The organism is Atlantibacter subterraneus (assembly GCF_007570865.1).
Lineage (GTDB): Bacteria > Pseudomonadota > Gammaproteobacteria > Enterobacterales > Enterobacteriaceae > Atlantibacter > Atlantibacter subterraneus.
This window is the reverse complement of the sequence record NZ_VLPS01000008.1, coordinates 386,306-404,609: the sequence shown is the minus strand read 5'-3', so window position 1 is coordinate 404,609 and position 18,304 is coordinate 386,306. Positions and strand designations below refer to the sequence as shown.

Genomic DNA, 18,304 nt, shown 5'->3' with positions numbered 1-18,304 from the left:
ATTTCACAGGGCATGGTGAGGGGCTTCGCCATGCCAAAATCTGGAGACAGAACATCATGGATATTTCCGTAACTGCGGCGAAACCTACACGCCGCCGCTATTTAACGCTGGTTATGATCTTTATTACCGTCGTGATTTGTTATGTCGATCGCGCCAACCTGGCGGTGGCCTCTGCCCATATTCAGAAGGAGTTCGGCATTACCAAAGCGGAAATGGGTTATGTCTTTTCCGCCTTTGCCTGGTTATATACGCTATGCCAGATCCCCGGCGGCTGGTTTTTGGATCGCGTCGGGTCGCGTTTAACCTATTTTATCGCCATTTTCGGCTGGTCGGTGGCGACCCTTTTCCAGGGCTTCGCCACGGGATTGCTGTCGTTAATTGGTTTACGCGCTATCACCGGCATATTTGAAGCCCCGGCGTTTCCTACCAACAACCGCATGGTAACCAGCTGGTTCCCGGAGCATGAGCGTGCTTCGGCGGTGGGCTTTTATACCTCCGGGCAGTTTGTCGGCCTGGCGTTTTTGACGCCGCTGCTAATTTGGATTCAGGAGCTGATGAGCTGGCACTGGGTGTTTATTGTCACCGGCGGGATCGGCATCATCTGGTCGTTTATCTGGATCAAAGTCTATCAGCCGCCGCGCCGCAGCAAAGGCGTTAACCAGGCGGAGCTGGAGTACATCCGCGACGGCGGCGGTCTGGTGGATGGCGATGCGCCGGTTGAGAAAAAAGCACGTATGCCGCTCACCCGCGCCGACTGGAAACTGGTTTTTCATCGTAAATTACTGGGTGTTTATTTAGGCCAGTTTGCCGTGACCTCGACGCTGTGGTTTTTCCTGACCTGGTTCCCGAATTACCTCACCCAGGAAAAAGGCATTACCGCGTTAAAAGCCGGATTTATGACCACGGTACCGTTCCTGGCGGCCTTTTTCGGTGTGCTGCTGTCCGGTTGGGTCGCCGATCGGCTGGTGCGACGCGGGCATTCGCTGGGCGTGGCGCGCAAAACGCCGATTATCTGCGGGTTGTTGATTTCCACCTGCATCATGGGCGCAAACTACACTAACGATCCGGTGTGGATTATGGCGCTGATGGCGCTGGCGTTTTTCGGCAACGGGTTTGCATCCATCACCTGGTCGCTGGTTTCTTCACTTGCGCCGATGCGCCTGATTGGTTTGACGGGCGGGGTGTTTAACTTCGTTGGCGGCCTGGGCGGGATTACGGTGCCGCTGGTCGTGGGCTATTTAGCGCAGGGTTACGGCTTCGCCCCGGCGCTGGTGTATATCTCGGCGGTGGCGCTGATGGGTGCCTGCTCATACATTTTGCTGGTTGGGGATGTGAAGCGGGTCGGTTAATAAAATCAGACGCCTGCCATCGGGCGCCTGTTTTTTTAGCGTACTATGATGGGCATTACCGCCATCTGAACGAGCCTGTTTATGAAACAACTCACTTTTGCCCCCCGTCACCATCAGCTCACCAATATCAATACCTGGACGCCGGACAGCCGCTGGCTGGCGTTTGACGTGCGTCCGTCCGGCGCGTCATTTACCGGTGAAACCATTGAGCGGGTTAATGTCGAGACGGGGGAGGTGGATGTGCTCTACCGGGCGACCGGGGGTGCGAATGTCGGCGTGGTGACGGTAAACCCGCAGAAAGCACAGTATGTGTTTATCCACGGCCCGGAAAACCCGGACGCAGGCTGGCAGTATGATTTCCACCATCGTCGCGGCGTGATGCTGGAAAATGGCATCGCCCATAACCTGGATGCCATGGATATTACTCCGCCGTTTACTCCCGGCGCGCTGCGCGGTGGTAGCCACGTGCATGTATTCAGCCCGGACGGTGAGTGGGTGAGCTTTACCTATAACGATCATGTGCTGCATGAGTATGATCCGGCGCTCGATTTACGTAACGTCGGCGTGGCGCTGCCTTTCGGCCCGGTGACGCCGCCCTGCGTTCATCCTCGTGAATACGCCGGGCAATACTGGTGCGCGTTAGTCAGCCGTACTACGCCAGCCCCCAAACCGGGCAGCGATGACATCAACCGCGCCTATGAAGAGGGCTGGGTGGGCGCACACGGCTATCGCAAGCCGGATGGCAGCGTGCAGCGCCGCGCGCTGGCGTTTATTGGCGATACGCGCAGCGCGACGGGCGAGAAAATCCCCGAGCTGTTTATAGTTGATTTGCCGGAGCACGAAGCCGAGTGGAAACAGGCTGGCGCTGAGCCGCTTGCAGGCACAGAAACCACGCTGCCCGCGCCGCCTGCAGGCGTGGCCCAGCGGCGGCTAACCTTCACGCATTCTCGTGCATATCCTGGTCTGGCGACGACCCCGCGCCACTGGGTGCGCAGCAATCCACAGGGCGATGCCATCGCGTTTTTAATGCGTGATGAACGGGGCGTGGTGCAGCTGTGGCTGATCTCGCCAAACGGCGGTGAACCGCAGCAGTTAACCGCTGGCGAAGCGGGCGTGGAATCGGCGTTTAACTGGCACCCGAGCGGTGAGTGGCTTGGTTTTATTCAGCAGGGTAGCGTGGTGCTGTGTGACGCAAAAACCGGCGCGATTACGCCGCTGACGCAGCGGCATTCACCTTCTGGGGACGCGGTGGTCTTTTCACCGGACGGAAAAAACGTGGCCTGGATGGCGCATAAAGACGGTTATCAGCAGCTTTGGATGGCGGAAACCGGTCATAAATAATTTGCCGGAGGGATCACGCTGTTAACGGCGTGATTCTTCTTTTCACTCTCCTCAACACGCGACTTTACTGATTTATCGGTACGAAAGATGTCCCAGGGTAATAAAACCGTGTCCATCACCACGGTAAAAGGTAAGTCCAGTGCGATCAACGGCTTAAAGCCCCAGCTGATATTATCATCGCCAAGGTGCGCGGCGCTGGTGCGCGTTCCGGGATAGACGCCTTTCTCACCGCCGCCGGTATGCGTCATCACGCTGGAGCAGCCGCCCAGTAGGGTGAGCGTGTAGCTAAACAGCAAAATTCGTATCAAAGTTTTCATTGTGGTTGTTATCTACAGTCGTGGCATCGTATCGATCAAGCGGAGACATCGTTTTCTCCCCATCCCCGCAGGCTGCGGTTATGTCACTTAATCGGCTTTTTCCCATTGCGCTAAAACCAGTCTACGCAAAGAAACGTAAACCAACAAAAAATGATCGGTTTTAAGACTTGAAACGGCGACCTGCACCACCATTTTAGGAATACAGTCATCGAAGACGTGCCGACAGGACGTTGTGACTTACCGCCTGTCCCGCCGGGAAGGCAAACAATTTCTCGCTGATTTCAGGAGCTTATTTTTATGCGTAATTTCGATCTCTCCCCGCTGTACCGTTCCGCAATTGGTTTTGACCGCCTGTTCAACCTGCTGGAAAACAACCAGAGCCAAAGCAACGGCGGCTACCCTCCGTACAACGTAGAGCTGGTTGACGAAAACCATTACCGCATTGCGATTGCCGTCGCCGGTTTCGCCGAGAGCGAGCTGGAAATCACTGCCCAGGACAACATGCTGGTGGTGAAGGGCGCGCACGCAGCCGAACAGAAAGAGCGTACCTATCTTTACCAGGGTATCGCCGAGCGCAACTTCGAGCGCAAATTCCAGCTGGCTGAAAACATCCACGTTCGCGGCGCGAACCTGGTTAACGGCCTGCTGTATATCGATTTAGAACGCGTCATTCCGGAAGCGAATAAACCGCGTCGTATCGAAATCAACTAATTCCCTGGGCCGCGCCGCGCGGCCTTAATCCCCGTGCTTGCCGATTGGGAGCACACTGCGAGCGTGAGCTTGCAGGTATTTACTCGCTTCATTGAAGGAGAATAACCATGCGTAACTACGATTTATCCCCGCTTCTGCGTCAGTGGATTGGTTTCGACAAACTGGCTAATGCGCTGCAAAGCACTGCGGAAACCCAGACGTTTCCCCCGTACAACATCGAAAAAAGCGATGATAACCACTACCGCATCACCCTGGCGGTGGCCGGGTTCCGCCAGCAGGATTTAGATATCCAGCTCGAAGGCACGCGCCTGACCGTAAAAGGCACCCCGGAGAAGCCGGAACAGGAGCCGAAGTGGCTGCATCAGGGTTTGGTGACTCAACCGTTTAACCTGAGCTTCACCCTGGCCGAGCATATGGAAGTTTCCGGTGCCACCTTCAACAACGGTCTGTTGCATATCGACCTGGTGCGCCATATCCCGGAAGCCATCGCGCCGCAGCGTATCGCCATCAGCGAACGCCCCGCGCTAAATAGCTAATCCGTACCGCGCGCTCCCCACTTCGGGAGCGCGCCTCTTCGAACTACCCCAATCGTAGTACATCCCCCCGCAAACTGTGCGCTAACCCCCATTCATTCCGCTATAGCTCTGCCAGAATCCCGGATAACAATCGTGTGTTTCACAGGGAATCGGTATGAGTGAGATAGCGTTAACGGTTTCGATCCTGGCGCTGGTGGCGGTAGTGGGGTTATGGATCGGCAATGTCAAAATTCGCGGGGTCGGGCTTGGTATCGGCGGCGTGCTGTTTGGCGGCATTATCGTCGGTCATTTTGTCGAGCAGGCCGGGATTGGCCTTAACGGCCATATGCTTCATTTCATCCAGGAATTTGGGCTGATCCTGTTCGTGTATACGATAGGCATCCAGGTCGGTCCGGGCTTCTTCTCCTCACTGCGCGTTTCCGGGCTGCGGCTTAATTTGTTCGCGATTCTGATTGTGGTACTCGGCGGCGTGGTCACCGCCGTTCTCCATAAGCTGTTTGATATCCCCCTGCCGGTGGTGCTGGGAATTTTCTCCGGCGCGGTCACCAACACGCCTGCGCTGGGTGCCGGGCAACAGATCCTTTCGGATTTGGGCACGCCGACCGCTATCGTTGATCAAATGGGGATGAGCTACGCCATGGCTTATCCGTTTGGCATTTGCGGTATTTTGCTGACCATGTGGCTGATCCGCATGGTCTTTCGCATCAATGTCGACCACGAAGCGGCCCAGCACGACGCCAGCAACGGCTTCAGCCATGCCCAACTGCATACCATTAATATTCGCGTCGAAAACCCGAACCTCAATATGCTGGCAATTCAGGATGTCCCGATCCTGAATAGCGACACCATTATCTGTTCGCGGTTGAAGCGTGAAGATGTGCTGATGGTGCCGTCGCCCACCACCGTCATTCAAATCGGCGATTTGCTGCATCTGGTAGGACGCGAAAACGATTTGCACAACGCACAGCTGGTGATCGGCAAAGAAGTGGATACCTCGCTGTCGACTCACGGCACCGAATTGCGCGTTGAGCGGGTGGTGGTGACCAATGAAAAAGTGTTCGGCAAGAAAATCCGCGATCTGCAATTTAAACAGCGTTATGACGTGGTGATCTCGCGGCTTAACCGCGCCGGGGTGGAGCTGGTGGCAAGTAGCAATGCCAGCCTGCAATTTGGCGATATTTTAAATCTGGTGGGGCGCCCGGCCTCTATCGACGCCGTGGCGGCGGAAGTGGGCAACGCCCAGCAAAAATTGCAGCAGGTGCAGATGCTGCCAGTGTTTATCGGTATCGGGCTGGGCGTGCTGTTAGGCTCTATCCCGCTGTTTATCCCCGGTTTCCCGGCGGCACTGCGGCTGGGCCTGGCGGGCGGGCCGCTGATTATGGCGCTGATCCTGGGCCGTATCGGTACCATCGGTAAGCTGTACTGGTTTATGCCGCCCAGCGCTAACCTCGCCCTGCGTGAACTGGGAATTGTACTGTTCCTGTCGGTGGTGGGGCTGAAATCCGGCGGCGATTTTGTCGATACGCTGCTGGCCGGCAGCGGCGTCAGCTGGATTGCCTATGGGGTGATGATCACCGCCGTGCCGTTAATCACCGTTGGCCTGCTGGCGCGGATCTTCGCCCGCATGAACTACCTGACCTTGTGCGGGATGCTGGCAGGTTCGATGACCGATCCGCCCGCGCTGGCGTTCGCCAATAACCTTCACGCGACCAGCGGTGCGGCGGCGCTCTCTTATGCCACGGTTTATCCGCTGGTGATGTTTTTACGCATCATCACGCCACAACTGCTGGCGGTGCTGTTCTGGGGAATGGGATAACGCGCGTCTTTCCCCCCTCAAAAACCGGCGTTAACAGCGCCGGTTTTTTTATCGATAAAATAATGCCAGGCTATAAAACATTTCCGGCTCCGTCGTGCCGGGCATAAGGAATGAACATGAAAATTTCGCAGATCGGAGAAGCGCCGGATTACCGTTTCTCACTCGCCAATGAGCGCACATTTTTGGCCTGGATCCGCACCGCGCTGGGGTTCCTGGCGGCAGGGGTAGGGCTCGATCAGCTTGCCCCGGAGCTCGCCACGCCGCTGGTACGGGAAATCATGTCGCTAATGCTGTGTCTTTTTTCCGGCGGCATCGCGCTGTACGGCTATTTGCGCTGGCTGAACAATGAAAAGGCGATGCGCCTGAAGCAGGATTTTGTTTATACCCGCAGCCTGAAAACCATCAGCGTCGCCATGATGCTGATTGCGGCAGTGGTGATAGCGATGGTGATACTCGGTGGTTGACCCGCAGCGCGATCCGGGGTTACAGCCCGAGCGCACCTCGCTGGCCTGGCTGCGCACCCTGCTGGGCTATGGCGCGCTACTGGCGTTAGCGCTGCGCCACAGCTGGTATCAGGCAGGGGCGCTGTTCTGGCTGTCGTTAGCGATCATGGCGCTGGTCAGCGCGCTGATTTATGTGTTTGTTCATAAACGCAACCTGATGGACATTGCGCGCTGCGACTTTTCAGACCGCCGTTCGCTGCGCGGCAAATTGCTTATTGCCCTGGCGGTGGTGATGCTGGCGCTGCTGTTTTGCGTATCCCACCTGCATAACATCCTGACGCTGTTGGGTTAAACCAGATGGCTTTGCTGCTGCTCGCGATGCGCCAGTGGCAGCCAGCACAGCAGAATCACGCCGCCCATCGCCGTCATCAACATACCCAGGCTGCCTTGCCCGGTTTGCGGTAGCAGCGCGGAGAACCAGGCCAGCAACCCGGAACCCACGTTTTGCAGGCCGCCGACCAGCGCGCCAGCGGTGCCAGCCAGGAATGGAAACGGCTCCATCGCGCCGGTGGTGGCGAGGGGGAACAGCATCCCCGCGCCAAAGAAAAACAGCGTGGCGGGTAACAGTAGCGTCCAGATATTCATGATGCCGAACCAGCCGGGGAGCCACATCAAGACGCCGGCCAGCAGGCAGCTCATTACCGATTGCCACATCAGCGAGGCAAAGCGTTTATTCTGGCGGCCTGCGTACCACGCGCCAAAAAACGCCGCCGGGATTGGCAGAATGAACAGCACGCTAACCACCATGCTGTTCAGCCCCAGCACCGCGCCCATCAACACCCCGGCGCAGGCTTCAAATACCGCAATACCCGCCAGCCCACCAATCAGCATCAGTAAAAAGCAGTTAAACGCGGCGTTGCCGAACAGGGTTTTATAGCTGGCGATCAGCCGGGTGCGTGGGGCCTGCGCCGGTCGGGTTTCCGGCATCCAGCGCGCCATGCTGAAGGTGACCATCACGCACAGCGCCAGTAAAAACGCAAAGCAGGCGCGCCAGCCCCAGAACGTATCCAGTACGCCGCCAATCAGCGGCGCAAGCAGCGGGCTGACTAAAATACCCATATTTAACAGGCTATTGGCATGGCGCAGCGCCGAACCTTCAAACAGGTCGCGCGGCATGGTGCGCGCCATCACGCCCGCCACGCCGGTGCCCATGCCCTGTAACGCACTGGCGGCGATCAGCACCGGTAAACTGCTGGTACGCAGCGCAATCAGCGTGGCCAGCATAAAAATGCTCATCCCCACCAGGATAACGGGGCGGCGGCCAATGCGGTCTGAGATCGGGCCATAAACCAGCTGCGAAAGGCCGTAAGTCAGTAAATAGGCGGCCATAACGCTTTGCATCGTGCCTTCACGCACCTGTAAATCGCGGGCCATATCGGCGATCGCCGGGATATAAATGGTTTGCGCCATTTGCCCGACGGCAATCAGCATAATCAACATTAACAGCAGATGAGAGTTCGTCAGCTTTTTCATAACGATAAAGAGGGTTTCTTATTTTTACGATGGAGTATTTTTCTGGATAGAACTTAAAAGCGAGAGGAATCTACCACAATACAGAGATATCGCCAGATCATCGCGGGCGACAGGGAGGGGCGGGATGTAAACGCCTTTCGGCAACAAATATTGCCAGAAAGCGCCAGATTACAGCAGATTACCGTTCAGCAGATGGGTTGCCAGACCCCAGTTTTCGATCTCCAGCGACTGGCCGTGGCGAATCAGCGTTGAGTAACTACAATTGTGCGGGCTGTAGCGGGTAAAGGGCACACGGAAATCCGCGCCATCCAGAAGCCACAGCAGCCCTGCCAGCGTATTGCCGTGGGTAACCACGCAGGTATCGCCTTCCACTTCCCAGCCGAGCAGCGCCTGACGCAGCCGGTTCGCCGCTTCCAGCACGCTTTCTCCGCCGGGCGGGACGACCGTCACATCCCCCGCGAACAGCGCATCGCCCACGGCGGGATCGCGTTCCAGAATCTGCGCGGCGGTAAGCCCCTGAAAATCGCCAAGGTGCTGTTCATGCAGACGTGGGTCAAGATAGAGCGTGGCGGAATGCGCCTGTGAAATGGCCTGCGCGGTGGTGAGCGCGCGCCGGGAAGGGGAGCTTATTACGGCGCTGAAGGCGTAACCGGCTAACGCCCCAGGCAGCGCATCGATTTGCCGAAGCCCGCGTGCGCTGGTGGGGCTTTCAAGCTGCCCCTGCAAAATACCGCGCTGATTCCACTCGGATTCCGCGTGGCGCACCACAATAAACCGCATTGACTCGCTCACAGACCTTTCCTTCGTCGAAAGGGGCTACCTTAGCACGTCAGCGAAACCTGAAAAAAGGCGGTGTTAAAGGAGGGCGGTTGCCCGCCCTCCTTTGGTGCGACTTGACCCTGAATCACCGGAGGTATTTCAGGACTGCATCAAGCAGTTGCAGCAATGCAACAATGAGTTTAAGGACAAGGATAACCCAATCCATTCCGCTCATACGCGTCTCCTCTGGTCAAGGAGCACGCCGCTGACGTACCTTTCCGTTGCCTGTTGCCAGCAGCTTTGTTGGCGTAACACAGTGTGCTCTCACGGGGTTAAGGCACTGACGGCACCACCCGTTTCAGCCAGGACTTACTTTGCGCCGCACATCACGGCCCCGTATCGCACACGGTGAACAGCAACTTCAGTATAGATAAATACTGTATAAATGAACAGTATTTTCTGGACGACTTACTTACTGAGACCTATAGTTAACCTGCCTGAAACCGCCGCAATGTTTGCGATAGCGGTCAATTGGTCGTATAGTTACTAAGTTGACGTAACACAGTGTGCTTTTGCGGCGACCATCCGCAAAACCGCTCCAAAAAACCTCGCTTCTGGCGGGGTTTTTTGTTTTTCAGTTCCGCCTGAATTTCTCCGTTTCTTAAGCGTTAATCCGGATTTTTCTCTGCTGCGTTGGGTTGAATCCGTTTGTGATAAATCTCACGGATTTTTTTCTGAACGCAATAAACCCCTTGTCAGCAACGCAACGCTGTGTTTGTATAAATTTTACCGTTGATAGAGAACTGAGATCCCATGACCGCATTCATGCACGCTTCTGACCTACTACTAACCGCGCAACCTGCCGCGGTGGTCGTCGTGCGTGTGGTGGTGGTCGTCGGCAATGCGCCGTAGGGTCCCGAGTCAACGCATCGATTCCAAAAACCCCGCCGGCGCAACCGAGCGGGGTTTCTTGTTTATCTCGCCCGGAAAGTAAAGCTGGCCCAGAAAGAGAAAGGACTGGAGCATGGCGACAATGGGCACAACTTCCCCAACACAACGCTTTACCGGCGCGCAACTGATCGTTCATTTGCTGGAGCGTCAGGGCATTACCACCGTTACCGGCATCCCCGGCGGCACCGTTCTGCCGTTATACGACGCGCTGAGCCAGAGCACGAAAATTCGCCACGTTCTGGCGCGCCACGAGCAGGGCGCGGGCTTTATCGCCCAGGGCATGGCGCGGACCCAGGGTAAACCGGCGGTGTGTATCGCCTGTAGCGGACCGGGCGCGACGAATCTGGTGACGGCGATTGCCGACGCGCGGCTCGATTCGATTCCCATGGTCTGCATCACCGGCCAGGTCGCCACCTCGATGATCGGCGCGGACGCGTTCCAGGAAGTCGACACCTACGGCATCGCCATCCCCATTACCAAACACAACTATCTGGTACGCCATATCAGCGAGCTGCCGCAGGTGATCAGCGACGCGTTTCGCATCGCCCAGTCAGGCCGTCCGGGGCCGGTATGGATTGATATTCCGAAGGATATCCAGAACGCGGAAATCGATATCGAGAGCTTCCCGGAGCCGGGCCGCTGTGCGCCAGCCCCGGCGTTTAACCCGCAGCAGGTGGCCGATGCGGCGGCGATGATCAACCAGGCGAAGCGCCCGGTGCTGTATCTGGGCGGCGGCACCATCAACGCCGCGCCGCAGGTGCGCAAACTGGCGGAACAGGCCAATTTACCGACCACCATGACGCTGATGGCGCTGGGTGTATTGCCCACCGATCACCCGCTGTCGCTCGGCATGCTGGGGATGCACGGCGCGCGCAGCACCAACTTTATTTTGCAGGAAGCGGATTTGCTGATTGTGCTCGGCGCGCGTTTTGATGACCGGGCGATTGGCAAAACCCAGGAGTTCTGCCCGAACGCCAAAATTATCCATGTGGATATCGACCGCGCCGAGCTGGGCAAAATCAAACAGCCGCATATCGCCATTCAGGGCGACGTGGCCGAAGTACTGACTCAGCTGACGCCGCGCATTATGCCCACTGAACGTGCGCCGTGGCGTGCGCTGGTGGCGTCGCTGCAACAGGAATTCCCGTTCAATATGCCCAACGCCGACGATCCGCTGTGCCATTACGGTTTGATTAAGGCGGTGGCGGCCTGCGCGGACGAGGATGCCATCATCACTACCGACGTGGGGCAGCACCAGATGTGGACGGCGCAGGCCTATCCGCTGCGCCGTCCGCGCCAGTGGCTGACGTCAGGCGGCCTCGGCACTATGGGCTTTGGCCTGCCTGCGGCAATTGGCGCGGCGCTGGCCGAACCGGAACGCCAGATTATTTGTTTTTCCGGCGACGGCAGTCTGATGATGAACATCCAGGAGATGGCGACCGCTGCCGAAAACGGGCTGAATATCAAAGTGATCCTGATGAACAACCAGGCGCTCGGACTGGTGCATCAGCAGCAGAGCCTGTTTTACAAGCAGAACGTGTTTGAAGCCACTTATCCAGGCATGACCAATTTCATCAAAATTGCCGAGGGCTTCGGGATGAACAGCTGTGATTTAAACGAGGCGCAGGACCCCCAGGCAGCGCTGCGTGAAGCCATGGCGCGCCCGGGCCCGACCCTTATCCACGTAAGAATTGATGCCCAGGAAAAAGTGTACCCGATGGTTCCGCCAGGTGCGGCCAATACAGAGATGGTAGGAGAATAAGCCATGCAACAACAAAACGTAATTCTGGAACTGACGGTACGCAACCACCCTGGCGTGATGTCGCACGTGTGCGGGCTGTTCGCCCGCCGGGCGTTCAACGTGGAAGGCATTCTCTGTTTGCCACTGCCGGACGGCGACCACAGCCGCATCTGGCTACAGGTGGCGGAGGACCAGCGTCTTGAGCAGATGGTCAGCCAAATCGACAAGCTGGAAGACGTGATCCAGATTATCCGTCATCAGGACGATCCCGGCGTGTTCAACAAACTGGAATTGTTCTTCCAGTAATGCGCTGGCGATAAGAGAGGAAGAGAGACGCAGAAGATGCGTCTCTCACAGAAGGTTAATGCAGTATCGCTTCGCCGGTCAGGTTTTCTAACGCGCTGAGCATATCGCGCGCTTCGTCCTCGTCGAGAATGCTCATGGCAAACCCGACGTGGACCAGCACCCAGCAGCCCAGCAAATCTCGCGGATGGTCTTCACAGACCAGTGCGATATTCACCTGGCGCTGGACGCCGCTGACTTCGACCGTCGCCAGCTCGTGGATCTCTTCGCCGACGGCAATAATTTTCCCCGGAACGCCCAGGCACATAATTCACTCCTGTAATGCTTAACTCAGGCAACTTTGCCGCGCAGTAAGGCCCGACGGCTCATATTAACCGGCGCGTCGCGCCGAACCGGTAACGACAGTGCCAGGCTGACACTGTTTTCCGCCAGCGTAATGGCCTGTTCGGCGTTGAGATGCGGATCGAGCGGCGACATCAGCGAACAGGCGACGTAATGCAGCTCCGGCGTTAACTCGCCGACGCGAAACGCCATATCGCCCGCCGGAAAGGTCAGCGCCAGCCGGGAACCCACCTGACGGCGCGGCCACTGCTGGTCCGGGCCAGGCAGTACCACTAACTCCAGCATCCACGGTGTTAACATCGCCCCGACCCACTGGCCTTCAAACAGCTGAAAACCGCAGGCTTTGATCGGCATATGCGCCTGATAAAACGGCAGATCGGCCATTTGCTGTCCGGCGACGCGGTTAAACTGCGCCTCGAGCGCCGCCGCCGGGCTGCTACGCCAGCCTTCTACGTCCCAGATTAGATCGTCGCGCATGGTTCATCCTGCCGTTGTATTTCCATTCCGTGTTCCGCCAGCAGACGCTGCACTTCACGCAGCGCCACGTCCAGCGCCCGCTGCGCGGTAGGGGTCAGCGACATGCCCGGCGCGAGAGACGCCGGTTCGATGCCAATCAGAATTAACTTCCGGGGATACTCCCCGGTCATTTTCAGCGCCATCAGCACATCGCACAGGCCAAGCTGGTGCGGGGAAAGTTTCTCGGTAAACAGCGCGGGCACCTCGTCATCTTCGAGGATAAATACGCTGCCCGCCTCGTGATTGCTGCGCACCGCATCCACCACGATCAGCAAATCCCGATCCGCCATGGCTTCCATCAGCTCCATGCCGGAGGTGCCGCCGTCAAACAGCTCGACCTCCGGGGGGATCTGATAGTGCGTTTCGAGGGCCTCAATGGCGCGAACGCCAATGCCCTCGTCGCTCAGCAGCAAATTCCCTATCCCTAATACCAGTGTGCGCATTACAGCACCTTAACCTTGCTCAGTTCTTTGCCGGTGAGATCCACCATATGTACCGCGCAGGACATGCACGGGTCGAAGGAGTGCACGGTGCGCACCACTTCCAGCGGTTTTTCCGGGTCGGCGACGGTGGTGCCGATCAGCGCGCGCTCGTACGGGCCCGGCTCATCGTTAAAGTTGCGCGGTCCGGCGTTCCAGGTGGAAGGGACCACCGCCTGATAGTTGGCGATCTTGCCGTCTTTAATCACAATCCAGTGGGACAACATGCCGCGCGAGGCTTCTTCAAAACCGACGCCGCGAATTTCGCCCGCCGGGAATTCCGGCTTCACGAAGGTTTCATAATCGCCGCGCTTAATGTTGTCGATCAGCAGTTGATATTGCTGGGTCAGCGAATCCTGCAATACGCCGGTACGCACGGCGCGGCCCAGAATACGGCCCCAGGTGGATTGCAGCTGGTCCGGCGTCAGCGTCTGGCCGGTCAGCGTCTGGTACAGCTTACTCATACCCTCGTAATGGGCGACGGTGCCTTCGTGCTTCGCCGCCAGGCCGCACAGCAGCCAGGCCAGCGGGCCGACTTCCACCGGTTTGCCGTAAAACGTCGGCGCTTTTACCCACGAATATTTGCCATCTTCCTGCCAGCCGGTGTATTGCGGATTGGTTTCGCCTTCCCACGGTTTCAGCGGTTGGTCGTCTTTGTACCAGGCGTGTTTGCCACTCTCTTCGATGCCGTCGATGAGATATTTATCGGTGTGGCTGGTGATGGGGCGGAAAGTGGTGAAATCTGCACCTTTCATATAGCCGCCCGGGATAGCGAAGGTCTCGCCTTTGCGATCGACCGGTAAATCCGGTACCGCCAGGTAGAAATCGGCGGCTTTACCCAGTTGCAGCCACTGCGGATAGCTGGCGGCGAAAATCACCGCGTCCGGCTTGTACACCTGCTCGATAAAGTCGCCCAGCTTGTCGATAAACGACTTCACGTACATCAACCGCTCAAGGTTCAGCACGCTCGGCGCATCGAGGTTAATCGGGTTCGCCACGCCGCCTACCGCCAGGTTCTGGATGTGCGGCGTTTTACCACCAAGGATGGCCACGATGCGGTTGGCATCGCGCTGGCACTCCAGCGCCTGTAAATAGTGCGCCACGGCAATCAGGTTCACTTCCGGCGACAGCTTCATTTCGCTGTGGCCCCAGTAGCCGTTGGCGAAAATGCCCAACTGGCCGCTGTCCACCAGCGCCTGAATTTTCTGCTTCACTTTGGTGAATTCCGCCGCGCTGTTCAGCGACCAGCTGGAGACGCCTTTCAGCATCGCTTCGGCTTTTTCCGGATCGGCCTTCAGCGCCGAGGTGATATCCACCCAGTCGAGCGCCGAAAGCTGATAGAAATGCACGATATGGTCGTGGATCTGGTGGGCGGCGAGGATCAGGTTGCGGATGTACTGGGCGTTAACCGGGATCTCCATTTTCAGGGCGTTTTCCACCGCGCGCACCGAGGCAATGGCGTGGATTGTGGTACACACCCCACAGATACGCTGCACGATAATCCACGCATCGCGCGGGTCGTGGCCTTTAACAATCTCTTCCATGCCACGCCACATGGTGCCGGAGGACCACGCCTTAACCACCTTACCCTGCTCAATTTCACAGTCGATCCGCAAGTGGCCTTCGATGCGAGTAATGGGATCAATAGTGATACGTTGACTCATAATTTTATCTCTTCCTTAATGCGTTCTGACCGGCCCTGTTGCGCAGGTAAAATTGGCAGTAAACGGGTAAGTAATACGTATGCGGCGATTTCAACGGCGACAAAGCCGATAGAAATCAGGATTTCGCTGGCGGTGGGGAAATAGTGATAGCCATTGCCCGGGTCGTAAGCGAGCAGCGAATAGTTCATACGCCACAGCGCTGCACCGAGCAGCAGGCAGACCGCGCTGATAAACAGCCCGCGCGCGCTATGGCGCATGGCGCTTTGCAGCATCACCAGCGGTAACGCCAGCAGCACGATTTCGGCAATAAACAGCCAGGAGTAGCGGTCGCCGGCAAACACCAGCGGCAGCTTGCCGTGCCACACCACTTCGCCGATGCGCAGCACCAGGAACAGGCACAGGAATACCTTGATCACATTGGTGAGCTTACGGAACAGCGGCGTTTCATCCTGTTGGATGGTGTTGCTGGCTTTCAGCAGCGAGCCTTCGAAAATCACAATCGAGAAGCCCATGATGAACGCCGTTAACAGCGAGAACAGCGGCAGCAGCTCATAGCTTTGCCACAGCGGATGCACCTTATAGCCCGCCACGATCATCAGCGAACCCATTGAGGACTGGTGCATGGACGGCAGCAGTGCCCCGAGGCCGATGATGAAAAACATCACGCTATTCAGACGGCGCAGCGACACTTTCCAGCCCAGCCGCTCCAGCAGCGCAGGCAGCAGTTCGAGGCTCATCACGCCGATGTAGATGGTCATACAGACTGCGGTTTCAAACAGCACCGAGTTGGGGTTGAAGTGCGCGGGCATAAAGAAGTTGGGCATATTCCAGTAGCGGCCCAGGTCGATGGTGATCGACAACCCGCCCATGGAGTAACCAAACAAACTTGCCAGCAACGCCGGACGTACCAGGTCGTGGTACTCGCCGCGGTTGAACACATACACCGCCCAGGCGAGCGCCCAGCCGCCGCAGGCGAAGCCGGTGCCGATCAGCAGGTCGAAGGCGATCCAGATGCCCCACGGGTAGCCGCCGTTGAGATCGGAAACATCGCCAATCCCCATCACCAGACGTTTGGCAACCAGCAGGAAACAGATAATCACCAGCGGCGCGAGCACCTTGATGCTGAAGCTAAACAGCTTACCGCCGAGGGGACGAAGCGCATGGTTACTCATGGCCATCCTCCTTGTTATGTTCATGCTGAATACGGGAGTTGCGGCGCACCAGGAAAGTGATGCCCGCCAGCGCCGCCACCGGCAAAATCATGCCCTTGTACAGCGAGTGCTGGACGTGCTCGGAGCGCGCCCCGGTCGCCAGCGGATCGAGCGCAGGCAGCCCAAAGTGTTCAAACTGAACGCCCGACAGCACCAGTACCTGGGTGCCGCCGCCTTCCATTTCGCCATAAATATGCGACTGATAATGGGCAACCGGATGCAGATAGACATCCTGGCCATTCACCCGCTGGCGCGGGTAGGGGTACTCGCTGCCAGGCTGTTGGGCGAGACGTTTTTTGGCCTCCGCCATCAGCTCCTCGCGAGTGCCGAAGATCACCGCGCCGGTGGGGCAGACTTCGGTACAGCCGGGCAAACCACCTTTATCGAGGCGCTCAACGCCTTTCTGGTTGCACAGTTCGCACTTGTGGATATAGCCGAACGGATGATCGTAATCGTATTTCGGCACGTTGAACGGGCAGGCCACCATGCAGTAGCGGCAGCCGGTGCACACGTCTTTGTCGTACTGCACGATGCCGGTTTTCGGGTTTTTGGTCAGTGCCGAGACCGGGCAGGCGGAGACGCAGTTCGGGTCGACGCAGTGCATGCACTGTTTCTTGATAAACGCGTAACCGTCTTTTTCCTGATTCTTGTGGGTGCCGTCGCCGCTGCGCCAAATCTGGATGATGTTATTGGTGTAGGGGCTGAGCTTGTCGTTCACCGACCAGGTGTTATCGCCGTGGGCATAGGTCTCCCCACGGTATTCATTGGTTTGTGGATGGTTAATTTCCTGGCATTTGCTGACGCAGGCCTGGCAACCGACGCACAGGGTCGAGTCAAACAACATGCCGAGCGCACCGGGGATCGGTGGGCGGTTTTCTGCTGCGGCTTGTACGGCGGGAGCCATCCCTGCTAATACTGCGCCCCCGGAAGCCAGCTTAAAGAAGTGACGCCGGTTCAATGCTTCTCCTCCCGATCCGCAGCGGATTTATCGGCTGGATTTTTACGGCCAAGCTGTTTCACCGCCATTACGCTGACGCCGCCTACTGCGCCAACTACCGCGCCCAGCAGCCCAACCGCGCTCATGGAAACCGCGCCGCCTTCCGGGCGATTTACTTCCGGCACCTGCGCGCGCGGCGTGGGCTGGTGCACTTCGGCAAGCTGGAAGATGCCTTTCTTAAAGCCGATGCCTTCTTCGTTACAGCCGTAGCAGGGGTGCCCGATGCCTACCGGCCAAATCCCGCCGCCCACGTCGCAAAATTCCAGCGTCGAGCAGTTGCCGTAGGTTTCCGGCCCTTTACAGCCCAAATGATACAGGCACCAGCCCTGGCGGTGGCCCTCATCGCCGAACTCACGGGCAAAGCGCCCGGCGTCGAAATGCGGGCGACGCTCGCAGTTTTCGTGGATCAAACGCTCATAGGCGAACAGCGGACGGTTTTTGGCATCCAGCTTCGGCGGACGGTTAAAGGTGATCACATGCGCCACGGTCGCCAGGAAGTTATGCGGGTTCGGCGGGCAGCCCGGAATATTGATGACCGGAATGTTGGGGATCACATCCTGTAGCGAAACCGCGCCGGTTGGGTTCACCCCCGTCGCCGGGACGCCGCCCCAGGCCGCGCAGGAGCCGATGGCAATCACCGCCGCCGCATTGGCCGCTGCTTCGCGAATATGCTCGACGATAGGTTTACCCGCCACCATGCAGTAAATGCCGCCGTCTTTCAGCGGAATCGACCCATCCACCACCAGCACAAATTTGCCTTTGTACTGTTCCAGGGCGCGGTGTTTGTTTTCTTCTACCTGATGACCAAAGGCGGCGGAAAGCACCTCGTGGTACTCAAGTGAAATCACATCCAGTACCAGGTTTTCTACCGTGGGATGCGTTGAGCGTAAAAGTGATTCGGTGCAACCCGTACATTCCTGCGCACCAATCCAGACCACTGGCGGACGGGACGGCGAAGACATTGCTTCAACCATTTCCGCGGATGCGGTGCCTGTTAACCCCATCGTTGCCGACAATGCTGCACACAGCGTCATGAAATCACGACGTGAAATACCATTATGATAAAAAGCCTGTTGTCCTTCGGACATGCTGTTCTCCCGAAAGCCTCTGCTGTGAACACCCCGGATGCAGGAAAGCCCTCTCCCCTGCGACGTGAAGTTTCACGAGCATAAAGTCCTTGTTTTCGTTGTGGGCTATACAGTGAAACTTTTGATAATTATTTTTTTGACACTTATCAACGAAACTTTAATTGATTCCGCGAGATGAACAATATTGTGAGACTGAACGTTTCAGTC

General features: G+C 57.5%; 20 protein-coding genes and 1 pseudogene. 10 read left to right on the top strand and 11 right to left on the bottom strand.

Translation table 11 applies throughout. The features are described from left to right. Nucleotides 1-12: 12 nt before the first annotated feature. Nucleotides 13-1,349, top strand: a pseudogene (locus FND52_RS16760) (MFS transporter). A gap of 81 nt (nucleotides 1,350-1,430) precedes the next feature. Next, complete coding sequence (locus tag FND52_RS16755; protein ID WP_144132000.1) at nucleotides 1,431-2,690, top strand: YidR family protein; 1,260 nt, start codon at nucleotides 1,431-1,433, stop codon at nucleotides 2,688-2,690. Here FND52_RS16755 and FND52_RS16750 read toward each other — a convergent pair. After that, nucleotides 2,681-3,007 (bottom strand): YceK/YidQ family lipoprotein, encoded by a 327-nt coding sequence (locus FND52_RS16750; protein ID WP_144131997.1) that lies wholly within the window; start codon nucleotides 3,005-3,007, stop codon nucleotides 2,681-2,683. The genes FND52_RS16755 and FND52_RS16750 overlap by 10 nt on opposite strands. Nucleotides 3,008-3,304: 297 nt before the next feature. Between FND52_RS16750 and ibpA the strand changes: the two genes are divergently transcribed. From ibpA to FND52_RS16725, 5 genes are all read left to right on the top strand, one after another. Beyond that, the gene (ibpA, locus tag FND52_RS16745; RefSeq protein WP_002435514.1) at nucleotides 3,305-3,718 is read left to right on the top strand and encodes a small heat shock chaperone IbpA; all 414 of its coding nucleotides are present in this window, start codon (nucleotides 3,305-3,307) and stop codon (nucleotides 3,716-3,718) included. A gap of 107 nt (nucleotides 3,719-3,825) precedes the next feature. Then, nucleotides 3,826-4,254 (top strand): small heat shock chaperone IbpB, encoded by a 429-nt coding sequence (gene ibpB, locus FND52_RS16740; RefSeq protein WP_125292885.1) that lies wholly within the window; start codon nucleotides 3,826-3,828, stop codon nucleotides 4,252-4,254. Between the two features lie 154 nt (nucleotides 4,255-4,408). Then, entirely contained in the window at nucleotides 4,409-6,070 is a 1,662-nt protein-coding gene (locus FND52_RS16735) for a putative transporter (RefSeq protein ID WP_125292884.1), read from the top strand. Between the two features lie 116 nt (nucleotides 6,071-6,186). After that, complete coding sequence (locus FND52_RS16730; protein WP_125292883.1) at nucleotides 6,187-6,534, top strand: YidH family protein; 348 nt, start codon at nucleotides 6,187-6,189, stop codon at nucleotides 6,532-6,534. After that, nucleotides 6,527-6,865, top strand: a complete 339-nt coding sequence (locus FND52_RS16725) for a DUF202 domain-containing protein (protein WP_125292882.1) — start codon at nucleotides 6,527-6,529, stop codon at nucleotides 6,863-6,865. The genes FND52_RS16730 and FND52_RS16725 overlap by 8 nt, the downstream gene beginning before the upstream one ends. Here FND52_RS16725 and emrD read toward each other — a convergent pair. From emrD to tisB, 3 genes are all read right to left on the bottom strand, one after another. Continuing rightward, nucleotides 6,862-8,046 carry a multidrug efflux MFS transporter EmrD gene (gene emrD / locus FND52_RS16720; protein WP_144131995.1) on the bottom strand — a complete coding sequence of 395 codons (1,185 nt, stop codon included), beginning with the start codon at nucleotides 8,044-8,046 and terminating at the stop codon, nucleotides 6,862-6,864. The genes FND52_RS16725 and emrD overlap by 4 nt on opposite strands. Nucleotides 8,047-8,214: 168 nt before the next feature. Next, nucleotides 8,215-8,838: a histidine phosphatase family protein gene (locus tag FND52_RS16715; protein WP_144131993.1), complete on the bottom strand. Its 624-nt coding sequence runs from the start codon at nucleotides 8,836-8,838 to the stop codon at nucleotides 8,215-8,217. A 112-nt stretch (nucleotides 8,839-8,950) separates the two neighbouring features. After that, complete coding sequence (gene tisB, locus FND52_RS16710) at nucleotides 8,951-9,040, bottom strand: type I toxin-antitoxin system toxin TisB (protein ID WP_125292879.1); 90 nt, start codon at nucleotides 9,038-9,040, stop codon at nucleotides 8,951-8,953. 578 nt (nucleotides 9,041-9,618) lie between these two features. Here tisB and ivbL point away from each other — a divergent pair. The 3 genes from ivbL (at nucleotide 9,619) to ilvN (ending at nucleotide 11,803) form a co-directional block, all read left to right on the top strand. After that, nucleotides 9,619-9,717, top strand: coding sequence for an ilvB operon leader peptide IvbL (gene ivbL / locus FND52_RS16705; RefSeq protein WP_125292878.1), 99 nt, complete (start codon nucleotides 9,619-9,621; stop codon nucleotides 9,715-9,717). A 112-nt stretch (nucleotides 9,718-9,829) separates the two neighbouring features. Then, complete coding sequence (gene ilvB / locus FND52_RS16700; protein ID WP_144131991.1) at nucleotides 9,830-11,518, top strand: acetolactate synthase large subunit; 1,689 nt, start codon at nucleotides 9,830-9,832, stop codon at nucleotides 11,516-11,518. A gap of 3 nt (nucleotides 11,519-11,521) precedes the next feature. Beyond that, nucleotides 11,522-11,803 (top strand): acetolactate synthase small subunit, encoded by a 282-nt coding sequence (gene ilvN, locus FND52_RS16695; RefSeq protein ID WP_002435498.1) that lies wholly within the window; start codon nucleotides 11,522-11,524, stop codon nucleotides 11,801-11,803. Between the two features lie 55 nt (nucleotides 11,804-11,858). Here the strand turns inward: ilvN and hybG are convergent, their stop codons facing one another. The 7 genes from hybG to hybO are packed head-to-tail and all read right to left on the bottom strand — an operon-like array spanning nucleotide 11,859 to nucleotide 18,097. After that, nucleotides 11,859-12,107, bottom strand: a complete 249-nt coding sequence (gene hybG, locus FND52_RS16690; protein ID WP_125292876.1) for a hydrogenase maturation factor HybG — start codon at nucleotides 12,105-12,107, stop codon at nucleotides 11,859-11,861. Nucleotides 12,108-12,130: 23 nt separating this feature from the next. Further along, nucleotides 12,131-12,619 (bottom strand): hydrogenase-2 assembly chaperone, encoded by a 489-nt coding sequence (hybE, locus tag FND52_RS16685; RefSeq protein WP_125292875.1) that lies wholly within the window; start codon nucleotides 12,617-12,619, stop codon nucleotides 12,131-12,133. Beyond that, nucleotides 12,604-13,101 (bottom strand): HyaD/HybD family hydrogenase maturation endopeptidase, encoded by a 498-nt coding sequence (locus FND52_RS16680; protein WP_144131989.1) that lies wholly within the window; start codon nucleotides 13,099-13,101, stop codon nucleotides 12,604-12,606. The genes hybE and FND52_RS16680 overlap by 16 nt, the downstream gene beginning before the upstream one ends. Then, a complete protein-coding gene (gene hybC, locus FND52_RS16675) occupies nucleotides 13,101-14,801 on the bottom strand; it encodes a hydrogenase 2 large subunit (RefSeq protein WP_144131987.1) in 1,701 nt (566 codons plus the stop codon). The genes FND52_RS16680 and hybC overlap by 1 nt, the downstream gene beginning before the upstream one ends. Continuing rightward, a complete protein-coding gene (gene hybB / locus FND52_RS16670) occupies nucleotides 14,798-15,973 on the bottom strand; it encodes a Ni/Fe-hydrogenase cytochrome b subunit (protein WP_125292872.1) in 1,176 nt (391 codons plus the stop codon). Before hybB ends, hybC begins: the two co-directional genes overlap by 4 nt. Continuing rightward, nucleotides 15,966-16,970: a hydrogenase 2 operon protein HybA gene (gene hybA / locus FND52_RS16665; RefSeq protein ID WP_125292871.1), complete on the bottom strand. Its 1,005-nt coding sequence runs from the start codon at nucleotides 16,968-16,970 to the stop codon at nucleotides 15,966-15,968. The genes hybB and hybA overlap by 8 nt, the downstream gene beginning before the upstream one ends. After that, the gene (gene hybO, locus FND52_RS16660; RefSeq protein WP_125292870.1) at nucleotides 16,967-18,097 is read right to left on the bottom strand and encodes a hydrogenase 2 small subunit; all 1,131 of its coding nucleotides are present in this window, start codon (nucleotides 18,095-18,097) and stop codon (nucleotides 16,967-16,969) included. Before hybO ends, hybA begins: the two co-directional genes overlap by 4 nt. Between the last annotated feature and the right edge of the window lie 207 nt (nucleotides 18,098-18,304).